This is a genomic window from Mycolicibacterium duvalii (genome assembly GCF_010726645.1).
Lineage (GTDB): Bacteria > Actinomycetota > Actinomycetes > Mycobacteriales > Mycobacteriaceae > Mycobacterium > Mycobacterium duvalii.
Genome location: NZ_AP022563.1, coordinates 2,851,660 through 2,867,659, shown reverse-complemented (window position 1 = coordinate 2,867,659; position 16,000 = coordinate 2,851,660). Strand labels below are relative to the sequence as shown.

At 67.9% G+C, this 16,000-nt stretch carries 11 protein-coding genes and 1 tRNA gene; 6 read left to right on the top strand and 6 right to left on the bottom strand.

Translation table 11 applies throughout. The annotated features are described in order from the left end of the window. Positions 1 to 8: 8 nt before the first annotated feature. From G6N31_RS13465 to G6N31_RS13455, 3 genes are read right to left on the bottom strand one after another with little or no spacing between them, the layout of a single operon-like run. Positions 9 to 1,346 carry a macrolide-binding ATPase MABP-1 gene (locus G6N31_RS13465; RefSeq protein ID WP_098004085.1) on the bottom strand — a complete coding sequence of 446 codons (1,338 nt, stop codon included), beginning with the start codon at positions 1,344 to 1,346 and terminating at the stop codon, positions 9 to 11. Between the two features lie 42 nt (positions 1,347 to 1,388). Then, complete coding sequence (locus tag G6N31_RS13460; RefSeq protein ID WP_098004086.1) at positions 1,389 to 2,219, bottom strand: bacteriocin biosynthesis cyclodehydratase domain-containing protein; 831 nt, start codon at positions 2,217 to 2,219, stop codon at positions 1,389 to 1,391. A gap of 57 nt (positions 2,220 to 2,276) precedes the next feature. Then, positions 2,277 to 3,644 carry a zinc-dependent metalloprotease gene (locus G6N31_RS13455; RefSeq protein ID WP_098004087.1) on the bottom strand — a complete coding sequence of 456 codons (1,368 nt, stop codon included), beginning with the start codon at positions 3,642 to 3,644 and terminating at the stop codon, positions 2,277 to 2,279. A gap of 88 nt (positions 3,645 to 3,732) precedes the next feature. On the opposite strand from G6N31_RS13455, the gene G6N31_RS13450 reads away from it, so the two are divergent. The 6 genes from G6N31_RS13450 to G6N31_RS13425 all read left to right on the top strand — a co-directional run bounded on the left by G6N31_RS13450 (position 3,733) and on the right by G6N31_RS13425 (position 12,167). Further along, a complete protein-coding gene (locus tag G6N31_RS13450; RefSeq protein WP_098004088.1) occupies positions 3,733 to 4,755 on the top strand; it encodes a YlbL family protein in 1,023 nt (340 codons plus the stop codon). A 108-nt stretch (positions 4,756 to 4,863) separates the two neighbouring features. Then, positions 4,864 to 7,893: a UPF0182 family protein gene (locus G6N31_RS13445; RefSeq protein ID WP_098004089.1), complete on the top strand. Its 3,030-nt coding sequence runs from the start codon at positions 4,864 to 4,866 to the stop codon at positions 7,891 to 7,893. A 165-nt stretch (positions 7,894 to 8,058) separates the two neighbouring features. Then, the gene (locus G6N31_RS13440; RefSeq protein ID WP_098004090.1) at positions 8,059 to 9,438 is read left to right on the top strand and encodes an FAD-binding oxidoreductase; all 1,380 of its coding nucleotides are present in this window, start codon (positions 8,059 to 8,061) and stop codon (positions 9,436 to 9,438) included. Between the two features lie 72 nt (positions 9,439 to 9,510). Beyond that, a complete protein-coding gene (gene htpG, locus G6N31_RS13435) occupies positions 9,511 to 11,469 on the top strand; it encodes a molecular chaperone HtpG (protein WP_098004091.1) in 1,959 nt (652 codons plus the stop codon). 78 nt (positions 11,470 to 11,547) lie between these two features. Then, a tRNA-Met gene (locus G6N31_RS13430) sits at positions 11,548 to 11,621 on the top strand. 186 nt (positions 11,622 to 11,807) lie between these two features. Beyond that, complete coding sequence (locus G6N31_RS13425) at positions 11,808 to 12,167, top strand: hypothetical protein (protein WP_098004092.1); 360 nt, start codon at positions 11,808 to 11,810, stop codon at positions 12,165 to 12,167. A 19-nt stretch (positions 12,168 to 12,186) separates the two neighbouring features. Here G6N31_RS13425 and G6N31_RS13420 read toward each other — a convergent pair whose 3' ends face one another. The 3 genes from G6N31_RS13420 to G6N31_RS13410 all read right to left on the bottom strand — a co-directional run bounded on the left by G6N31_RS13420 (position 12,187) and on the right by G6N31_RS13410 (position 16,000). Continuing rightward, positions 12,187 to 12,552, bottom strand: a complete 366-nt coding sequence (locus G6N31_RS13420; protein WP_098004093.1) for a SpoIIAA family protein — start codon at positions 12,550 to 12,552, stop codon at positions 12,187 to 12,189. An 81-nt stretch (positions 12,553 to 12,633) separates the two neighbouring features. Then, entirely contained in the window at positions 12,634 to 15,024 is a 2,391-nt protein-coding gene (locus G6N31_RS13415) for a PEP/pyruvate-binding domain-containing protein (protein ID WP_098004094.1), read from the bottom strand. Next, the gene (locus tag G6N31_RS13410) at positions 15,011 to 16,000 is read right to left on the bottom strand and encodes a TIGR03617 family F420-dependent LLM class oxidoreductase (protein WP_098004095.1); all 990 of its coding nucleotides are present in this window, start codon (positions 15,998 to 16,000) and stop codon (positions 15,011 to 15,013) included. Before G6N31_RS13410 ends, G6N31_RS13415 begins: the two co-directional genes overlap by 14 nt.

Genomic DNA, 16,000 nt, shown 5'->3' with positions numbered 1-16,000 from the left:
CCCCGACACTAGACGGCGTCGGGGTCGGCGAATCCCGGAACGGATTCCTCGGCGATGCGCCGGGTGGGCACGTGGGCATCGAGCTGGCAGGAGATCGCGACGATCGACGCGATCACCCGCATCGGGATGGCCAGCTTCGGCGGAATGTCCATCTGCCGTGCGGCTTTGATCTGGCCGGCTGCCTTGTCGAGTTCGAGCGTGGTCAGCCGTTGTAGCCACTTGCGGCTGTAATGGAACACCGGAACCTGCAGCGGGTCGACGTACTGCTTGAGCATGTCGTCGATCTCGCGGGTGGAGACCTGCTGACCCCTCTGGATGAATCCGGCCTTCTCCATGGTCGGCAACAGCTTGTCGTAATTCTTGTCCACCGCGTAGCGCAGCGTCAGACCCAGCTCGATCGGCCACCCGCCGGGCATCGGGGCCACCGCGCCGAAATCGATCACGCCCATCTTGTCGTCAGGCAACAGCATGAAGTTGCCCGGATGGGCGTCGCCGTGCACCATCTCCAGGCGGGTCGGCGCGTCGTTGCAGAACTCGAAAAGCCGGGTGGCCATCAGATCCCGCTGTTCCTGGGTGCCCTCGCGGATGATCTGCGAGAGCGGGATGCCCTCGATCCACTCCTGGATGACCACCTTCGGTGCGCTCGCGACCACGTGGGGGACCACGAACTTCGAATCGCCGTCGTAGGCCTTGGCGAATGCGCGCTGGTTGTCGGCTTCCAGCCGATAGTCCAGTTCCATCTCGGTGCGTTCGATCAGTTCGTCGACCACGCCCTGGACGTCGGCGCCGGGGGAGAGCTGCTTGAGCACGCCGACCAGACGCTGCATCGTCTTCAGATCGGCGCGCAGCGCCTCATCGGCGCCGGGGTACTGGATCTTCACCGCCACCTGGCGACCATCCGACCAGACGGCCTTGTGGACCTGCCCGATACTGGCCGAGGCCACCGATTTGTCGTCGAAGGACTGGAACCGCTCCCGCCACTTGGTGCCGAGCTGCTGGTCGAGCACCCGGTGCACCTTGGCGGCGGGCAACGGAGGCGCCTCCCGCTGCAGCTTGGTCAGCGCCTCGCGGTAGGGCTTGCCGTACTGCTCGGGGATCGCCGCTTCCATCACCGACAGGGCCTGGCCGACCTTCATCGCCCCGCCTTTGAGCTCGCCGAGCACGGTGAACATCTGCTGGGCGGCCCTGTCCATCAACTCAGCGTTGACCTCGTCTTTCGACTTGCCGGTCAGGCGCTTTCCGAAGCCGAGCGCCGCGCGCCCGGCCATCCCGACGGGCAGCGACGCCAACTTCGCGTTGCGCGCTGCGCGACCCCGCTTGATCTCACTCACCAGTCCATCATCCACGAACCCGCTGAACTTCGACCAACCAGTTGGCAACACCCGATGTCAACATGAGCACTCGGGGTGCCGGGACCACTTGCGGGTCGTCACCGCGCCGGTGCGCACGTCGAACTCGACGGTGGTGTCCAGCGTCGACGGCAGCGGCGCCGGACCCGTGCCGTCGTAGGCCAGCGCCCGCACCACCCGGTCGATCTCACCGAGCGCCAGACCCGCGGTGGCCAGCACCGTCGCCCGATCGGCGGTGCCGACGGTCCGGCACAGCTGCGACGCGACCGCCGGCCAGGCCGAGTCGCGGTCGCTGCGGTGCATGTCGGCACACCGCAGGCAGCTGGTCACTCCCGGGATGACCAGCGGCCCGATCAGCCCGGTGCCGTCGCGCACCCGCACCGGCAGATGCGGGACGCCGCAGTCGTGCAGGTCGCGCACCACGCGGGGATCGGCCACCAGATAGTCGGTGAGCACGGCGAGGTCGATGGCGGTGCTCAGCGCGTGCGTCCGGCTACTGCGGCTGAGCCGGATGTTGTTGCAGGACAGCGCGGTACTGAGCAGATCCGACAGCGGCCCGTCGCCGTGCACCCGGATCGAGGTGGACCGGGCGCGGGGCGACGCGGCCGGGGTGGCCACCCCGGTGGACAGCAGATCGGTGAGCAGTCCGGACACCGTGTCCGCGGCCACGCCGTGTGCAGCGGCGCGGGCCTGCAGATCTGCCACCGTGGCGGCGTGCTGCAGCGTGCGCAGCAGCTCGGCCAGCACGGTGGGGGAAAGACCGTCGGGTGGCCGCACCACGACGGCCCGGCGTGGGTCCCACCCCACCTGCACGCAGCCGTCGGGTCGGGACAGCACCGGCGTCGCCGGGTCGAGTGCGTACCGCGTCATGTGACGACAGTGGCACGCGGCGACGACGGCCGACCCAGTTATCCACAGGGCGCGGACCTACTGGGGAGAGGCTGGCCCGTCCTCGCCGCGTTCGTTGTCGCGCGCCTCCTCGAGGGCCTGTTCGATCGCGCTGTCGAGGTCGCTGGTGTCCCCGCCGATCACGCGGTCGATGAACGCCGCGGGCTCGTCGAGGTCCGAGGCACTGGGCAGCAGGTCAGGATGCTGCCAGACGGCGTCGCGGGCGTCCGAGCCGACGGCCTGGGTCAGCTTGTCCCACAGCTGCGCGGCCTCGCGCATCTTGCGCGGCCGCAACTCCAGCCCGACCAGGGTGGCGAAGGTCTGTTCGGCCGGCCCGCCGGTGGCCCGGCGCCGCCGTAGCGTCTCGCTCAACGCCGACGTCCCGGGAATCCGGTCCCCGAGCGCGTCGGCGACCACGGTCTGCACCCAGCCCTCGATCAGGGCGAGCAGCGTCTCGAGGCGTTCCAGTGCCGCGGTCTGCTCCGGGGTGGTCTTGGGCTCGAAGATGCCCTGGTTGAGCAGCTGCTCGAGCTGCGACGGATCGGTCAGCGCGGACGGGTCGAACCCCTGCGCGAACTCCTCGATGCCGCTCATGTCGATCTTGGTGCCCTTGGCGAACGCCTCCACGGTGGTGAGCAGCTGCGCCGATAGCCACGGCACGTGGCTGAACAGCCGGTGGTGGGCGGCCTCGCGGGCGGCCAGGAACGTCACGATCTCGCTGCGCGGTTGCTCGAGACCGTCGGCGAACGCCTCGATGGCCTCGGGCATCAGCGCCGCCACCCCGCGGGGACCCAGCGGCAGCCCGATGTCGGTGGAGGTCAGCACTTCTCGCGACAACTTGCCCAGCGCCTGCCCGAGCTGCGAGCCGAACGCCATGCCGCCCATCTGCGACATCATCGCCAGCAGCGGACCGGCCATCGCCTTGGCCTCCTCGGGCAGCGCTGAAGCCCACACCGTGGAGATCTGCTCGGCGACCGGATCGCACAGCCGCTTCCAGGTCTCCAGGGTGTTGTCGATCCAATCGGTCGGCGTCCACGCCACGGTGCGGGTGCTGCCCGCCGGCAGTGCGGTGGCGCCGTCGAGCCACGTCTCGGCCAGGCGCACCGCGTCGGCCAACGCGGTCGTGGTGGCCTCCGGCACCGGCGCGACGAAACCGATCGAGCTGGCCGCCAGCTGCCGCGCCAGGTCGTAGTTCACCGGCCCGGTGCTCTTGCCGCCGGCCATCGCGGTGCCGGCACCGCTGAACATCTCGCCGAGTTTGCTGAAGATCTGGCCCAGCTGCGACATGTCGAACTCACCGCCACCCGGGAAGCCGGAGAACGGATCGCCTCCGGCGCCGGGGTCGTTCTTGCGTTTGTCCCGCTCGGGGTCGTCCCCGGCGGAGAACCCGAAGGGCACGTCAGCCATGCCTCAACGGTACTCACCGCCGACCGGCCACGCGCCCCTGCGGGTCACGCTGAGAGTGAACCGCCGGGCCACCTCTACTGTGGGCGGCGTGAACAGGCGGATTTCGACCCTGCTCGTCGCGCTGGCGCCGATCATGATCTTCGGGGTGCTGCTCACCGTGGTGACGGTGCCCTACGTCGCGCTCGGGCCCGGGCCGACGTTCAACACGCTCGGCGAGATCGACGGCACGCCGGTCGTCGAGATCAAGGGTGCCGACGTGCACCCCACCAGCGGCCACCTCAACATGACCACGGTCTCTCAGCGCGACGGCCTGACGCTGGGGCAGGCGCTGATCTTCTGGGCCTCGGGCCGCGACCAGCTGCTGCCGCGCGAACTGGTGTATCCGCCCGACAAGAGCCGGGAGGAGATCGACGAGGCCAACACCCGGGATTTCCGGGAGTCCGAGGACCGCGCCGAATACGCCGCTCTGCACTACCTGGATTACCCGATGGCCGTCACGATCGACACCGTCGACGAGGACGGCGCCTCGCACGACAAGCTGCAGCCCGGGGACGCGATCGACGGGGTCAACAACCAACCGGTCGCAACCCTCGACGAATTCCAGGAGCTGCTCGAGGACACCCGACCCGGCGACACGATCGTCGTCGACTACCGCCGCAAGAACGCCGCGCCCGGCGTCGCCGAGATCACGCTGGGCTCCAGCCCGGACCGTCCGCAGGGAGTCCTCGGGGTCGGCGTGCTCGACGCGCCCTGGGCGCCCTATGCGATCGATTTCAACCTGGCCAACATCGGCGGACCGTCAGCGGGTCTGATGTTCAGCCTGGCGGTGGTGGACAAGCTGACCACCGGCGAGCTCAACGGCGGCAAGTTCGTCGCCGGCAGCGGCACCATCACCGGCGACGGCAAGGTGGGCTCGATCGGCGGCATCACCCACAAGATCGCCGCGGCCGAGGACGCCGGCGCGACGGTCTTCCTGGTGCCGGCCGAAAACTGTGCGGAGGCCAAGACCGCCGACGTCGACGGCATCGAACTGCTCACCGTCGACACCCTCCAGCAGGCCGTCGACTCGCTGCGGGTGCTTTCCGCCGGTGGCGAACCTCCCCGCTGCTGAGGCAGCGTGTCCGCGCCGATGCGTAGAGTGATCTTCAAACAGCCTGCGCTCTTCAGGTGCGCGGCCGACTGACACATCTGCTGGCAATCGTGAGACTGGAGTAACCGAGTGGGTATGCGGCCCGCGGCGAAGATGCCGAACCTGACGCGACGAAGCCGGGTGTTGATCGCGCTCGCGGTGGTGGTCGTGCTGCTGCTGCTGATCGGCCCGCGCTTCATCGACACCTACGTCGACTGGCTCTGGTTCGGCGAGCTGGGATACCGGTCAGTGTTCACCACCCAGCTGGTCACCCGTTTGCTCATCTTCCTCGTCGTGGCACTGTTCATCGGCGGTGTGGTGTTCGCAGCGCTGGCACTGGCCTACCGCACCCGGCCGGTGTTCGTGCCGACCGCGGGGCCCAACGACCCGGTCGCGCGCTACCGCACCGCGGTGATGACCAAGCTGCGCCTCATCGGCATCGGGGTGCCCGCGTTCGTCGGTCTGCTCGCCGGGCTGGTCGCGCAGAGCTACTGGGACCGCGTCCAGCTGTTCATCCACGGCGGCAGCTTCGGCATCCAGGACCCGCAGTTCGGCATCGATCTGGGCTTCTATGCATTCGATCTGCCGTTCTGGCGGCTGGTCCTGACCTACCTGTTCGTCGCGACGTTCCTGGCCTTCGTGGCCAACCTGCTGGGCCATTACCTGTTCGGCGGCATCCGGCTGTCCGGTCGCACGGGGGCGCTCAGCCGGGCCGCGCGCATCCAGCTGATCTCGCTGGTGGGGCTGTTCATCCTGCTCAAGGCCGTCGCCTACTGGCTGGACCGCTACCAGCTGCTCAGCAACACCCGCGGCGGCAAGCCGTTCACCGGCGCCGGCTACACCGACATCAACGCGGTGCTGCCGGCCAAGTTGATCCTGGTCGCGATCGCGGTCATCTGCGCGGCGGCGGTGTTCTCCGCGCTGGTACTGCGTGATCTGCGCATCCCCGCGATCGGCGTGGTGCTGCTGCTGCTGTCGTCGCTGGTGATCGGCGCCGGCTGGCCGCTGGTGGTCGAGCAGATCAGCGTCCGGCCCAACGCGGCGCAGAAGGAAAGCGAATACATCAGCCGCAGCATCGCGGCCACCAGACACGCCTACGGTCTGGAAGACGACGTGGTCAGCTACCGCGACTATCCGGGCAACGCGGCCGCCACCGCCACGCAGATCGCCGCGGACCGTGCGACCACGTCGAACATCCGCGTGCTCGACCCGAACATCGTCAGCCCCGCCTTCACGCAGTTCCAGCAGGGCAAGAACTTCTATTACTTCCCGGACCAGCTGAACATGGACCGCTACCGGGACCAGAACGGCAACCTGCGCGACTATGTGGTCGCCGCACGCGAACTCAACCCCGACCGGCTGATCGACAACCAGCGCGACTGGATCAACCGGCACTCGGTGTACACCCACGGCAACGGCTTCATCGCGTCGCCCGCCAACACGGTGCGCGGGGTGGCCAACGACCCCAACCAGAACGGCGGATATCCGGAGTTCCTGTCCAGCGTCGTCGGCGCCAACGGCGAGGTGATCTCACCCGGACCGGCGCCGCTGGCCCAGCCGCGCATCTACTACGGCCCGGTCATCGCCAACACGCCGGCCGACTACGCGATCGTCGGCGAGAACGGCGCCCCGCGCGAGTACGACTACGAGAACAACGTCGAGACCCGCAACTACACCTACACCGGCCAGGGCGGTGTCGGCATCGGCAACTGGCTCACCCGCAGCGTCTTCGCCGCCAAGTACGCCGAGCGGAACTTCCTGTTCTCCAACGTGATCGGCGAGAACAGCAAGATCCTGTTCAACCGCGACCCGGCCGACCGGGTGGAGGCCGTCGCGCCGTGGCTGACCACCGACACCGCCGTGTACCCGGCGATCGTCAACGAGCGGATCGTGTGGATCGTCGACGGCTACACCACGCTGGACAACTACCCGTACTCGGAGCTCACGACCTTGTCGTCGGCCACCGTCGACTCCCAAGAAGTGGCGATGAACCGGCTGCAGCCCGACAAGCAGGTGTCCTACATCCGCAACTCGGTCAAGGCCACCGTCGACGCCTACGACGGCACGGTGACGCTCTACGCCCAAGACGAGGCCGACCCGGTGCTGCAGGCGTGGATGAAGGTCTTCCCGGACACGGTCAAGCCCAAGGCCGACATCACCCCGGAGCTGCAGGAGCATCTGCGCTATCCCGAGGACCTGTTCAAGGTGCAGCGCGCGCTGCTGGCCAAGTACCACGTCGACGACCCGATCACGTTCTTCTCGACGTCGGACTTCTGGGACGTTCCGCTGGACCCGAACCCGACGGCCAGCAGCTTCCAGCCGCCGTACTACATCGTGGCCAAAGACCTTGCCACCGACAGCAATGCGGGCTCGTTCCAGCTGACCAGTGCGATGAACCGGTTCCGGCGCGACTTCCTCGCGGCGTTCATGAGCGCGAGCTCGGACCCGGACACCTACGGGCAGATCACCGTGTTGACCATCCCGGGTCAGGTCAACGGTCCGAAGCTGGCGTTCAACGCGATCAGCACCGACACCGCGGTATCTCAGGACCTCGGTGTGATCGGCCGTGACAACCAGAACCGGATCCGGTGGGGCAACTTGCTCACCCTGCCGGTCGGAGACGGCGGTCTGCTCTACGTCGCCCCGGTGTACGCCTCTCCGGGCAACACCGACGCGGCCTCGACCTACCCACGCCTGATCCGTGTGGCGATGATGTACAACGACCAGATCGGGTACGGCCCGACCGTGCGGGACGCGCTGACCGACCTGTTCGGCCCCGGCGCGGACGCCACCGCCACCGGGCCTGCGCCGACGGGAACGACACCCGCCGACGGGCAAGCAGCCCAGCAGCGGCCGCCGGTGAACACCAACCAGCAGCCGGCCGCGGCGCCACCGCGCGAGGGTCAGGCACCGGCGCAACAGCCGCCGGACGGACCGGAGGCAGCGGTGCCGCCGAGCGGGCCCACCCAGCTCTCCGGTGCGAAAGGTGCTGCCCTGCAGGAGGTCAACACCGCTCTGGACGCGGTGCGCGAAGCGCAGCGCAACGGTGATTTCGCGGAGTACGGCGAGGCGCTGCAGCGTCTCGACGACGCGATGAACGAGTACCAGACCGCGGAGTAATCCGCTGCGGCGTGTGCTGCGCGAAAGTGCCATGACGGTAGTTGTCACGGTCGCGCAGCGACGCTGACGGCACTCTCGGCGCGTGATGTAGCCCACTTTTCGGCACCAGATTCGTGCCGTTCGGCGATGCTTTCTCCGACGCGAAGCTTTGGGGAAGGGACCCGGATGACGATTCCAACCGATTTGACCGGCGACGAGGTGCTGCGTTCCCTACGCCAGCAGCTCGGCGCGGATGTCGCCCTCCCCGGCGAGCCGGGTTACGAGCGCTGCCTGCCGTGGAACGTGGCGGCTCCGGTGACACCGGCTGCGGTGGTGCTGCCGACCACCGCTGAGCACATCGCCGAGACGATCAGGTTTGCTGCGGCCCACGGGTTCACGGTGACGGTGCAGGCGACCGGGCACGGTGCGGTCGGTGTCGGCGCCGGCACCATCCTGGTGCTCACGGCGGCGATGACGCGCTGCGAGGTGGATGCCACCGACCGCACCGCCTGGGTGGGCGCGGGCGCACGGTGGCAGGACGTCATCGATACCGCAGCGCCGCACGGACTGGCGCCGCTGTGCGGTTCCGCACCCGGTGTCGGTGTCGTCGGGTACCTGACCGGTGGTGGGATCGGCCCGATGGTACGGACGTTCGGGCTGTCGTCGGATCACGTGCGGGCGTTCGACGTGGTGACCGGCGAGGGCCGCGTGCTGCGGGCTACCCCGGAGGAGAACGCGGACCTGTTCTGGGGTCTTCGTGGGGGCAAGTCCACGCTGGGCATCGTCACCGCAGTGCAGATCGATCTGCTTCCACTGCCTGAATTCTATGGTGGAGCACTGTATTTCGACGGCAGCGAGGCCGCTGCGGTGCTGCGTGCGTGGCGCGACTGGAGCGCATCGCTGCCGGAGACGGTCAATACCTCGATCGCGGTGCAGCAGCTGCCGCCGCTGCCCGGAGTGCCCGATCCGCTGGCCGGCCGGATGACCGTGGCGGTGCGCTACACCGCCGTCGGAGAGCGTGATGCGGAGCGGCTGCTGGCGCCGATGCGTGCGGTCGCCACTCCGATTCTCGACAGCGTGGGGTTGCTGCCCTATGCGGCGATCGGCGCCGTGCACGCCGACCCCGTGGATCCGATGCCGATTTACGAGGATCAGGCGTTGCTGTCCGAGCTGCCGGCGGCGGCGATCGATGCGCTGCTGGTGGTCGCGGGGCCGGAGTCAGGGTCGCCGCAGGTGATCGTCGAGCTGCGGCTGCTCGGGGGAGCGCTGACCCGAGAGCCGCAGTACCCCAGCGCCTTCTGCCGCCGTGATGCGGCCTACGCCTTGGCGGTGATCGGCGCGCCGATGCCCGACACCGCCGACATGGTCGTCGAGCACGCCCGGGCGGTGACAGCGGCCGTGGCGCCGTGGACTACCGGCGGACAGATGCCGAACTTCGCGCCCTCACATGAGCCGGCCCGCGCGGCGCGAGTGTATGACCCGGAGACGTTGCAGCGACTGGCCGCGCTGGCCGACCGTTACGACCCCGCCAGGGTTCTCGCCACCGGCCAAGTGGTCCGCGGCTGAGAGCGCCCCGAGCGCGGCTCGCTACTATTTTTCTTCCGGCATCCGAGATCGTCTTGTCGAAGGGGAAGGCACATGGCCGCGCACGTCGAGCAGCTCGAATTCCAGGCGGAAGCACGCCAACTGCTGGATCTGATGATCCACTCCGTCTACAGCAACAAAGACTCGTTCCTGCGCGAGCTCATCTCCAACGCCTCCGACGCGCTCGACAAGCTCCGCCTCGAATCGTTCCGGAACAAGGACCTCGACGTCGACACCTCCGATCTGCACATCGAGATCGACGTCGACAAGGCGGCGCGCACCCTGACCGTCCGCGACAACGGCATCGGCATGACCCGCGACGAGGTCGTGAACCTGATCGGCACGCTCGCCAAGTCGGGGACCGCTGAGCTGCGCCAACAGCTGCGAGAAGCCAAGGACAGGGACTCCTCCGAGGAACTCATCGGCCAGTTCGGGATCGGCTTCTACGCCAGCTTCATGGTGGCTGACCGGGTCGAACTGCTCACCCGCAAGGCCGGTGAGAGCGAGGCGACCCGATGGGAGTCCACCGGGGAGGGCACCTACACCATCGAGTCCGTCGATCCATCCGAGGGCGAGGTTGCCCAGGGCACCTCGGTGACGTTGCACCTCAAGCCCGAAGACCGCGAGGACCAACTGCACGACTACACCTCGGAGTGGAAGCTGCGGGAGCTCGTCAAGCAGTACTCGGATTTCATCGCCTGGCCCATCCGGATGGAGGTCGAGCGCCGCACGCCGGCTCCCGAGGAGGGTGGGGAGGAGGCGGTCACCGTCGAGACCCAGACCCTCAACTCGATGAAGGCACTCTGGGCCCGGCCTCGCGACGAGGTGTCAGACGAGGAGTACACCGAGTTCTACAAGCACGTCGCGCACGCCTGGGACGAGCCGCTCGAGGTCATCGCGATGAAGGCGGAGGGCACGTTCGAGTACCAGGCGTTGCTGTTCATCCCGTCGCACGCCCCGTTCGATCTGTTCAACCAGAATGCCGCGGTCGGGGTGCAGCTGTACGTCAAGCGGGTGTTCATCATGGGTGACTGCGATCAGCTCATGCCGCCGTACCTGCGGTTCGTCAAGGGCGTCGTCGACGCACAAGACATGTCGCTCAACGTCTCCCGTGAGATCCTGCAGCAGGACCGGCAGATCACCGCGATCCGGCGCCGGCTCACCAAGAAAGTACTTTCGACGATCGCGGAGATGCAGACCGAGCGCCCGGAGAAGTACAGCACCTTCTGGACTCAGTTCGGCAGAGTCCTCAAAGAGGGGCTTTTGAGCGACCACGACAACCAGGAGACGCTCCTGCGCCTGTGCTCGTTCGCGTCCACGCACAGTGAGGAGCAACCGACCACGCTGGCCGAATACGTCGAACGTATGCCGGACGGGCAGAGCCAGATCTTCTATGCCGCAGGGGAATCGCGGGAACAGTTGCTGCACTCACCGCACCTCGAGGCGTTCAAGGCCAAAGGCTACGAGGTGCTGCTGCTGACCGATCCCGTCGACGAAGTCTGGGTGGAGTCAGTGCACGAGTTCGACGGCAAGCCGCTGCAGTCGGTCGCCAAGGGAGAGGTCGACCTCGACGCCGACAATCCCGAGCAGGAAGCCGAACGCCAGCAGCGGGAGCAGGATTTCGCCGACGTGATCGCCTGGCTGAAGGACACGCTGGGCGATCATGTCAAGGAGGTGCGGTTGTCCACCCGCCTGACCGACTCGCCGGCATGCCTGATCACCGATACGTTCGGCATCACCCCTGCGCTGGCCCGCATGTACCGGGCCTCCGGGCAAACGATTCCGGTCGAGAAGCGAATCCTGGAGCTGAATCCCGACCACCCCCTCATCGTCGGGCTCCGGGAGTCCCACAAGAGCCGCGGCGCCGACGCCGAGCTGGCCGCCACCGCCGAACTGCTCTACGGCACCGCGCTTCTAGCCGAAGGAGGGGTCCTCGAAGACCCGGCGAAGTTCGCCGGGCTGCTCGTCGAGCGACTGACCCGGGCGGTGGGGGACCAGGCGTCGTCGTCATGACGCTGCAGATCGATTTCAGCGCCCTGAACAGGCGATTTGGAGCCTCAGCCGCCCGCCGGTAACCTAGCGTTCGCCCGTCGCGGGGTGGAGCAGCTCGGTAGCTCGCTGGGCTCATAACCCAGAGGTCGCAGGTTCGAATCCTGTCCCCGCTACTAGATGAAACGGCCCCCGGAGGAGACTCCGGGGGCCGTTTCCGTGTCGGCTAGGACTGCAGGTGTACTCGTCGAGTGAGAGCACGAGAGTGTCGCGTTGGTGATCGGCCTAATGGCGCGGCGAAGTTGAAACGGTCTCCTGTTGGGCGGCTTTCCCCCTGATAGCCCCTGCCTACCATGAGAGATATGAGCGAGCAGCAGCCCGCCCCGGACCACGCCAAGCACTGGATGTGGTTCGCCGGCATATTGCTGGCGCTGGGAGTGGTGGGCGTCGTGGCGAGCGTCGTGTTGATGCTGCCCCTGGCGATGGCCACCGACGCATGTTACGAGGGCATTCCGGACGAGGTATGCCAGCTCTCCGCGCGCGGCCAGAATGTGCTCGTGTTCATTCCGTGGGTCTGCCTGATCGTGGGTACAGCCGTAGCCGTCGCGAGTGCAGGTGTCGCCGTTCGTTTCCATCGGACGCCGCTGCTCGGGCTTCCACTCGGCATCGCCGCGTACTTGGCGATGATCCCGGTTGGCTATGGGATCGCATTACAGGCGTGAGAGGTACGCAAGGGGCCGCTCAACCCGCCGCCCACTGCTTGGCCGCGTCGAGTTCGTCCATCCCGAACAGCGCGACCTCGCCGGGGATCATCCAGGCCAGCGCGTGCAGGGTGTGGCCGATCCACTCCTTGTCGGTGACCACCGCGGTGCGTTTGAACGCACGCATATGGGTGAGGGTGCTGAAGCCCTGCTTCACATCGGCGAGCAGTCCGCCGGGGCCGAATCCCTCGTAGTCGGGGCCGATGACCTCGATGATGCGGACCTCGCCGGCGTCCAGCATGCGGTCCATGGCGGGTTTGAAGTCACGGAAATCGTCGGCGGTGACCCGCCCCGACACCCGGGTGCCGACGACGCCCGCGGGAACGTCCTGCAGTTCTTCGATCATGGGGACCTCCAATGCCAGGATTGACGGTAGGCCGGAGATCGCCGGTGCGGCCAGGGGCTTTGGTCACCAGGAGGCTCGCGCTCAGTCGAGCCGCGTGACCACACCTCGGTCACCGTCCACCCGCACCCGGTCACCGCTGTTGAGCACTTGCGTGGCGACGAGGGTGTTGACGACGCAGGGCAGCCCGTACTCGCGCGCGATGACGGCCCCGTGGGACACCGAGCTGCCGATGTCGGTGACCAGAGCGGCGATCACCGTGAAGTACGGCGTCCAGCCGACATCGGTGACCGGCGCCACCAGGATCTCCCCGCGCTGCACATCGCGCGCATCGTGAATCGACTTGGCCACCCGGACAACGCCTTCGACTGTTCCCCGGCTGGCCGGGCGGCCGACGACCTGGTCTCCGGCCGTGCTAGCTGCGGGTGCGGCGACGATCGGCCTGGGCCGTCCCACCGAGACGTCGTCGAATTCGAGGGCGTCCTGGTAGGGCAGCGCGTCCCGGCGCGCGAGGGCGCGCTTCACCAGCTCGTCGACGTCCCCGTCGCTGACGACGCGGGCCAGTTCGCTGCGGTCGAAAAAGAAGACCAGATCAGGGTCGGGGAGACGGCCGGACCGCGCCAGTACCTCGCCCAGATGGCGGTAGCCGCGCTTGAGCGCGTGCGCCATCAGCGCCATCTTCGATTTCGTTTCCTCGCGTCCCCGCGCGCCTGCTCGGGCAAGGCGGGCAAGGACTCTGACGGCGCGTGAGCCGGATGCGTCAGCGCGCCGGTGCACCGGACCGCGGACGGCCGGATCGAGGGCGGCGTGCAGCATCACCTGCATCATCGAGCCCAAGCCGGCGGGGTCCTCGGCCCAGGACGGGTCGCGCATGCACAGCTCACGGTATCCGCGGTGGCCGTGGTGATTCAGGAACTGCCGCAACGCCTCCCCGCCGGGTCCGGCCGCGCCCCGCAACTCGACCACGGCGGCCTCCGGCGCCGCGGCCAGGAACCGGCGCGCGGTGTCGGCGTCGGCGGCGATGGTGTGAACCACCGCGTCGAGCTCATCGACCATCAGGGCACTTTCGACGTCGGCGGCCCCTGCCATCAACCGCATCGCCTCCGCTTGCCCCTCTTCAGCGGTACGGCCGTCCTTGACGGCCTGCCGCACCAGTGTGCTCTCCAGGATGTTCGCTGCTACCGCGGCCCGCGACGATGAGCGCACGTGGGTCAAGGTCACATGGCAGTACAGCTCGACACCTGCCTCGAGCTGCTGGAAAATCGCCCGGGCATCCGTGCCGTTGGGGACGGCCCACCCGGCGATCTCGCTTCCCAGCCGGCGGATCGCCGGGCCCACCGACAGGGCGTGCGAGGTGAGTCGGATCGTATTGGTGAGCTTGCGCAAAAATGGTTGCGGCGGTTTGGCTTCCAGCTCATCGACGACGCGGCCGCAGATCGACAGGGAGAACTGCTCGCGCGAGTTGCCGAGAATGCCAGAGCTCAGCGCGGTGCCCTCGGTCAAATTCAGGAACATGTGCCCGTAGAAGTAGCCGACCTGCAGCCAGGGGTTCTCGTAGCGCGGTTGGGCGCGCGCGACGACCTGGGTCATCTGCATCGCGTAGTCGATGGCGTAGCCCGACACGGACGCGGTGAGCGGGCAGAACGCCCCGGGCATCATCTCGCCGATGTTGCAGCGGGTGTAGACGTGATCGGGACCGGCGACCGGGGAGTCCATCTCATTGAGGTCGCCGGGCAGCGTCGTGATCGGCCGGGCCTGCAGCCACCACAAGGCACCGTCTCGGTCGATGGCCCATTCGAGGTCCATCGGCCGGCCCCAGTGCTGCGCGGCGGCCACGGCGCCCTCGCGGATCGCGACGATGTCGTCGGCGCGTAACACCGGCACGTCACCTACCTCGTGGTCGGCGATGCTGCCGTCGGCATCGAGGACGACGTGGTCGGGGGAGGCCGATCCGGCGACCAGCGCCTCACCCAGTCCGGCGACCGCGTCGATCACCATCAGGTCGCGTCGCCCCGTCGTCGGATCGGCGGTGAATACCACGCCCGCGGCACGCGCGTCGACCATCTGCTGAACGACCACATGCATCGAGGTTTTCATGTCGCCGCTGTAGGACGACGCCCGTTGAGAGGCTATGGAATCCACGCACTGCCGCACCGCGACCACGAAGTCATCGACCGAGTCGACACCCAAGACGGTGTCGTACTGACCGGCGAAGGACTGGTCCTCGCCGTCTTCGCCGACCGCTGAGGAGCGGACGGCGACCGGGGACGCGCCGGCGGCGGCCAACGCCTCGAATCGGCGCGCGGCGTCGTCGACGGCATCGGGTCGCGACGCGTCGGCGATGACGAATCCCGTCGGCACCGGCAGCCCGAGACGGTGCAGTTCAGCGAGACCGGCGGCCTTCCCGCCGAAGCGGTCGTCGGTGATCGCGTCGAACTCGACAGTCAATTCCGTCACGTCGTCAGCCCAGCGCATCGACGATCTCGGCGAGCGCGTCGATCGGGATCGGCCCGGGCTGATACAGGCAGATGCGGTCGGAGACACCGACGACGCGGTCGCGGATGTGGTCGGCGATCTCGGCCGGTGTGCCGCACGCGGCGATGGTGTACAGGATCTCGTCGTCGATCAGCGTCGCCATCTCCTGCCAGCGGCCCTGTTTGGACATCGCGTTGAGTTCGGGTTGCAGATCACCCCACCCGTGGGCATCGAGCACCGGGCGGTAGGCCGGAGTGGACCCGTAGAACGCCAACAACATTCGGGTGGAGTGATGATCGCGATTGCCTTCCGCGTCGACGGAGACGATGATCTCCGGCACCACCGCGAATTGATCCCGGCTGCGGCCCGCGGCGGCCAGTCCGGCATGCACCTGCGGCATCGTCTTCTCGTGCAGGTACCGCTTCGATCCGAAGGGCATCACGAGAAGTCCGTCAGCCACCTCGGCGGTGGCCCGGGTCAGGCGCGGGCCCAGCGCCCCGAGATAGATCGGCGGCGGACCGTACGGATTGGGGCCGGGCACGAAGGTCGGCGTCATCAGGGTGTGCCGGTAGAACTCACCGCGGAAGTCCAGGCGCGCGTCGTCGTTCCAGGCGGCGAAGATCGCCCGCAGCGCGCCGACCATCTCCGTCATCCGCGCCACCGGATGGTCGAACGCGACGCCGTAGCGTTTCTCGATCTGCGCCCGCACCTGGGTGCCCAGGCCCAGGATGAAGCGTCCCTCAGTGAGCAGTTGCAGGTCGTTGGCTTGATGGGCCAGCTGAATGGGATTGCGAGGGAACGCGATCGCCACATTGGACATCACGTCGAGGCCCTTGACCGACGACGCCAGTACCAGCGGGGTGAAGACGTCGAAGGGCCCCTCGAAGGTGAACACGCCGGACGCGCCGGCCTCGCGCAACAACTGGGCTCGTTCGACCGCGTCGGTGGGCCCGTAGAGGGCCGTCATGATCTTCAT